Source organism: Nonomuraea sp. NPDC049784, from assembly GCF_040659615.1.
Lineage (GTDB): Bacteria > Actinomycetota > Actinomycetes > Streptosporangiales > Streptosporangiaceae > Nonomuraea.
In genome coordinates this window covers 1-4,978 of record NZ_JBFAMX010000695.1, presented here as the reverse complement: position 1 = coordinate 4,978, position 4,978 = coordinate 1, and the positions used below count along the sequence as shown (strand labels likewise).

Sequence of the window (4,978 nt, the reverse complement as noted above, 5' to 3'; positions counted from 1 at the left end):
GCGCCCGATCGGCGATGCCGGCCAGCTCCTCCGGCGGCAGCACGGCGTCGACCAGGCCGTGCCGGTACAGGTTCTCGGCGACCTGGACGCCCTCGGGGAACACCTCCCCGTACAGGGCCTCGTAGACGCGCGGCCCGAGAAAGCCGATCATCGCGCCGGGCTCGGCGGCCGTGACGTGGCCGAGCGAACCCCACGAGGCGAGCACGCCGCCGAAGGTCGGGTTGCGCAGGTAGACCAGGTACGGCAGGCCGACTGATTTGTGCTGCGTGACCGCGGCCGAGATCTTCACCATCTGCAGGAACGCCACGGTGCCCTCCTGCATCCTCGTGCCGCCCGAGGCGGGCGCGGCGAGCAGCGGCAGCCGCTCCCTGGTCGCGCGCTCCACGGCCGTCACCATGCGTTCGGCGGCGGCGACCCCGATGGATCCGGCGAGAAAGCCGAACTCGCAGGCGACGACGGCCACCCGGCGGCCGCGCAGCAGCCCCTCCCCCGTGATGACCGCCTCGTCCAGACCCGTGCGCTGCCTGGCCGCGGCCACGTCGGGATCTCTCGTGGGACCGAGCGGCTCGTCCCAGCTGCGGAAGGAGCCGTCGTCGAGCACGAGCCGGACGAGTTCGAGCGCCGTCAGCCGGCCAGCCACGAGCGGATCTCCTCTTCGTCGGCGTTCAGCACGGGAGGCGCGGCGTGATCGACCCGGGTGGTTTCGACCTCGCCGTCCGGTCCTGTCGGGTCGAAGAACCGCAGCGGCGGCCCGGGCAGCGTGATCTCGCCGATGCTCGCGTGCTCGACGTCGATGAGCAGGCCCTGCGAACGGGTCTGCGGCCAGTCGTACACCTCGTCCAGGGTGCGTACCCGGCCGGCGGGCACGCCGGCGGCGGCGAGCCGCTCCAGCAGTTCGTCCGGGCCGAAGGGGGCGAAGACGACTTCGATCCGCTCCACCAGCCGGCTGCCGGCCGCCACCCGTTCCGCGTTCGTGGCCAGGCCCGGCTCCTGCGGATCCAGGCCGAATTCCGCGCAGAACCGCTGCCACAGTCCTTCGCTCCCGACCGCGATCTGCACCTGGCCGCCACCCCCGCAGCGGAACAGCCCGTACGGGGCGATGGAGGGGTGATGGTTGCCCTGCGCTCGCCCGACCTCGCCGGCCACGGTCCAGCGCGTGCCCTGGAAGGCGTGCACGCCGACGATCGAGGCCAGCAGCGAGGTCCGCACCACCTGCCCACGCCCGGTCCGCTCGCGCTCGAGCAGCGCCGATACCACGCCGTAGGCGCCGTACATGCCGGCCAGCAGGTCGCCGATCGGCACGCCGACCCTCTGCGGGTCATCCGGTCCCGACCCGGTGAGCGACATCAGCCCGGCCTCGCCCTGGGCGATCTGGTCGTAGCCGGCCCGCCCCGCCTCGGGACCGTCGTGACCGAAACCGGTGATGGACAGCACCACCAGCCGCGGGTTGAGCTCGAGCAGGCGGGCGGTGGTGAAGCCGAGCCGGTCGAGCACGCCGGCGCGGAAGTTCTCCAGCAGCACGTCCGCCTTGCGGATCAGCGCTTCGAGGGTTGCCTGGCCGTCGTCACTCTTCAGGTCCAGGGCGATCGACTGCTTGTTGCGGTTGCACGACAGGAAGTAGGTGGATTCGGACCCGGAGAACGGCGGCCCCCAGCCACGGGTGTCGTCACCGCTCCCGGGCTGCTCCACCTTGATGACGCGTGCCCCCATGTCGCCGAGCATCATCGCGGCGTGCGGCCCGGCGAGCGCCCTGGTCAGGTCGACGACGACGTAACCCGCCAGCGGCCCACTCATGACAGGCTCCCCGGCACGACGAGGACGGTCCAGCACAGCACCGGCGCGACGACCATGATGGTCATGCCCCAGGTCATCAGGCGTTTGAAGACGTTGTCGCGGTCGGCGACATCGGCGTTCGCGACGACCAGGGCGCCGTTGGTCGAGAACGGGCTGCAGTCGACCACCGAGGCGGAGATCGCCAGCGCCGTGACCAGGCCGACGGCGCCGACCTGCCCGGTCTGCAGGAACGGCACGGCGAGCGGGATGAGCGCCCCGAGGATGCCAGTCGTCGAGGCGAAGGCGGAGACCACGGCACCGATCAGGCAGATCAGGAACGCGGCAAGCAGCGGGGTGCCGACGTGGGCGACGCCGTCGCCGAGCCACTTCACCGTGCCCTGGTCCTCGAGCAGCGAGACGTAGGTGACGATGCCGCCGACCAGGAGCACCGTACCCCAGCTGATCTTGTCGACCGTGCCGCGGGCGGCGGAGGGGAAGATCAGCGTGAGCACGACCGCCACCGCCAGCGCCAGGAAGCCGATGTCGAGGTCGAAGACGAGCGCGCCCACGGCGAGCACGGCCAGGCCGGCCAGCGTGAGCGAGCGCTGCGCGTCGAGGCGGGGCAGGGCGTCGTCGGCGGGCTCGGGTTCGCTGTCCCCCGCGGACGCGCCCACGAGAGTCATCGCGGGCACCTTCGGAGACTCGCGGTCGCGCTGCAGCAGCTTCGCGCCGCCCAGAGTGAGGAAGCCGATCAGGCTGATCAGGGCGCACGCGCCTATCGCGCTGAAGAACAGCACGGCCGGGTTGCCCGGCAGGTGGCTCTTGTCCACCACGCCGTTGGTGATCGCGCCGAAGATGCCGATCGGCGAGAAGCTCCCGCCGGTGGCGCCCTGAACCACCATCAGGCCCATCATCACCGGGTTGATCCGGTACCGGGCCGCGAAGCCCATCGCCACCGGCGCCACGATGGCCACCGCGGCCGGGCTGGCCGCGCCGATCGCCGTGATCGCGGCACACACCACGAACATCACCCACGGCATCAGCGCGACGCGGCCGCGCACCGCGATCACCGCGCGGTGCACAATCCAGTCCACCGTGCCGTTGTTCTTGGCCAGTGCGAACAGGTACGTGACGCCGACCAGGATGACGAACAGGTTCGCCGGGAACCCGCCGAGCACGTCGGTCACCTTCACGCCGAACACGGCGGTGCCCACCACGAACGCGGCCACGAGTGCGAGCGCGCCCATGTTGATGGACCGGACCGTGGCTATCAGGAAGACCAACACCAACACGATCAACGCTATGACTTCCGCCGACATCGGCGACTCCTCGGGTCAGGCGACTGTCCGGTTACGGGGGCATTTCCGGATTGGCCTAGCCTCTGCTCCACTGCGTCGGATGTCAATAGACTGTCGCCGTGACCAAGAAGCGCCCCCAGAGCTCCGCGGCGCCCGAGCGGCTGGAGCGTCCCCGCCTGTACGTGCAGCTGGCCGACCACATCGCGCGCTTCATCGAGGCTCAGGGGCTGTCCCCCGGCGACCGCCTGCCACCCGAGCGCCGCCTGGCCGCAGAGCTCGGCGTCAGCCGGGCCACTCTGAGCCGCGCTCTGGTGGCGCTCGAGGTGCAGGGCAAGGTCGAGGTCCAGCACGGCAACGGGGCCGTGGTGCTCGCGCCGACCATGCAGGACGCGAGACCGGACCTGCCGTTATTCCTGGCACAGCGAGACCTGGGAGAGATCGCGCGGGCCAGGGAGGCCGTCATGTCGGGGCTGGCGCGCAGCGCGGCGGCTCATCCTGACCGCAGCCTCCGGCTGGCCCTGCTCGACGCGGACGGCCGCCCGATCCGCTTCTCCGACACCTGGCCGTGCGTGCGCAGGCTCGCGGGCGAGAGCCTGCTCGCCGACCTCGACGATCTGCTGTCCGAGGCCGCGCCGCTGGACGACGCCCAGATCTCGGCCGACCGCCTCACGGCTCTCGCCCGGGCCGTCGTGGTCGGCGACGCCGACGCCGCCGCGACCGCCTGCGCCCACTTGCTTCAGCCTTGAGTCCATGAACGACGCGGGCCGCCCGCCGTCCCGGTGACCGCGCGGTGGCCGGCGCTTCATGGACGGGCAAACGCACAGTACAGGGCACGGGGCCGGCCACGCGCGGTGAATGCCACATAGCTACGTTGGCTGGATGAGTGAGGTGAACCGGCCGATTCTGGTCACGGGCGCCGCCGGCAGCGTGGGAGCGGTCGGCCGGACCGTCGTGGAGACGCTGCGGCGCCAAGGGCTACCGGTCCGGGCACTCGTCCATCGCGAGGACGAGCGCGCCGAGGCGCTGCGCGCGACAGGCGCCGAGGTCGTCGTCGCCGACATGACGCGCGCCGCCGACGTCGTCCCGGCGGTGGACGGCGTGAGCCGGGTGTTCTTCAGCATGAGCGTCTCGCCGTCCTACCTGGAGGCCGCCCTCACCATGGCCACCGTGGCACGTGAGAGCCAGGGTATCGAGGCGTTCGTCAACCTCTCGCAGATGACCGTCTCAGGGATGACCACCACGAGCACGGAGGAATCACGTCAGCAGCGGCTGCACTGGCTCGCCGAGCAGGCTCTCACGTGGTCCGGGCTTCCGCTCGTCGTCGTCCGGCCCACGGTGTTCCTCGAGCATCCGTTCTTCACGCTGTTCGCCGCCGCCTCCATCGCCGAGAAGGGCGAGATCCGGCTGCCGTTCGGGTCGGCGCGCACCTCGCCGGTCGCGGCCGGGGACGTCGCCGACGTGGTCGCGACCATCCTCGCCGACCCGTCCCCGCACCTCGGCAAGGTGTACGAGCTGACCGGACCGCGCTCGCAGGACATGAACGGCATCGCAGCGGAGTTCTCCGAGGCCCTGGGGCGGCGCGTCACGTACGCGGACGTGCCGCTGGAACAGTGGCTCGAGCAGGACCTCCGCAAGGCGAAGCTGCCGGACCATCTGGCCGAGCACATCGCCACCATGGCACGGCTCCATGCGCGAGACCGCTACGCCCGCCTCACCCACGACGTCGAGACGATCACCGGCCGCCCGGCGACCAGCGTCAGGGACTTTGTCGCAGGCCACGCCACCCTCTACGGCCACGCCTGATCGCCACCCCGGTAAACCGGCCGGCCGCGGCGCGCGGGCACCCCGTGCATGCTCCAGCCGCACACCGACAGCGTGGTCCCTGCGCCCGCGTCCCAAGACCGCCC

Annotated in this window: 5 protein-coding genes; 2 read left to right on the top strand and 3 right to left on the bottom strand. The window is 71.4% G+C overall.

Annotated features, from left to right (window positions below; translation table 11 throughout):
- The 3 genes from AB0J09_RS56040 to AB0J09_RS56030 form a co-directional block, all read right to left on the bottom strand.
- Positions 1–640: acetyl-CoA carboxylase carboxyltransferase subunit beta (locus AB0J09_RS56040; RefSeq protein WP_360710650.1), on the bottom strand; the 640-nt coding region annotated here is incomplete at its 3' end.
- Positions 625–1,794 (bottom strand): CoA transferase, encoded by a 1,170-nt coding sequence (locus tag AB0J09_RS56035; RefSeq protein ID WP_360710647.1) that lies wholly within the window; start codon positions 1,792–1,794, stop codon positions 625–627. The genes AB0J09_RS56040 and AB0J09_RS56035, both read right to left, overlap by 16 nt.
- Complete coding sequence (locus tag AB0J09_RS56030; RefSeq protein ID WP_360710645.1) at positions 1,791–3,092, bottom strand: SLC13 family permease; 1,302 nt, start codon at positions 3,090–3,092, stop codon at positions 1,791–1,793. The genes AB0J09_RS56035 and AB0J09_RS56030 overlap by 4 nt, the downstream gene beginning before the upstream one ends.
- Positions 3,093–3,190: 98 nt before the next feature.
- On the opposite strand from AB0J09_RS56030, the gene AB0J09_RS56025 reads away from it, so the two are divergent.
- Both AB0J09_RS56025 and AB0J09_RS56020 read left to right on the top strand, forming a co-directional pair.
- Complete coding sequence (locus AB0J09_RS56025) at positions 3,191–3,817, top strand: GntR family transcriptional regulator (RefSeq protein ID WP_360710643.1); 627 nt, start codon at positions 3,191–3,193, stop codon at positions 3,815–3,817.
- Positions 3,818–3,950: 133 nt separating this feature from the next.
- Positions 3,951–4,874, top strand: a complete 924-nt coding sequence (locus AB0J09_RS56020) for an NAD(P)H-binding protein (RefSeq protein ID WP_360710640.1) — start codon at positions 3,951–3,953, stop codon at positions 4,872–4,874.
- The last annotated feature ends 104 nt before the right edge of the window (positions 4,875–4,978 follow it).

Coding starts and splice junctions, on each gene's coding strand:
- AB0J09_RS56035 (WP_360710647.1), bottom strand. CDS start 1,794: ATGAGTGGGCCGCTGGCGGGTTACGTCGTCGTCGACCTGACCAGGGCG.
- AB0J09_RS56020 (WP_360710640.1), top strand. CDS start 3,951: ATGAGTGAGGTGAACCGGCCGATTCTGGTCACGGGCGCCGCCGGCAGC.
- AB0J09_RS56030 (WP_360710645.1), bottom strand. CDS start 3,092: ATGTCGGCGGAAGTCATAGCGTTGATCGTGTTGGTGTTGGTCTTCCTG.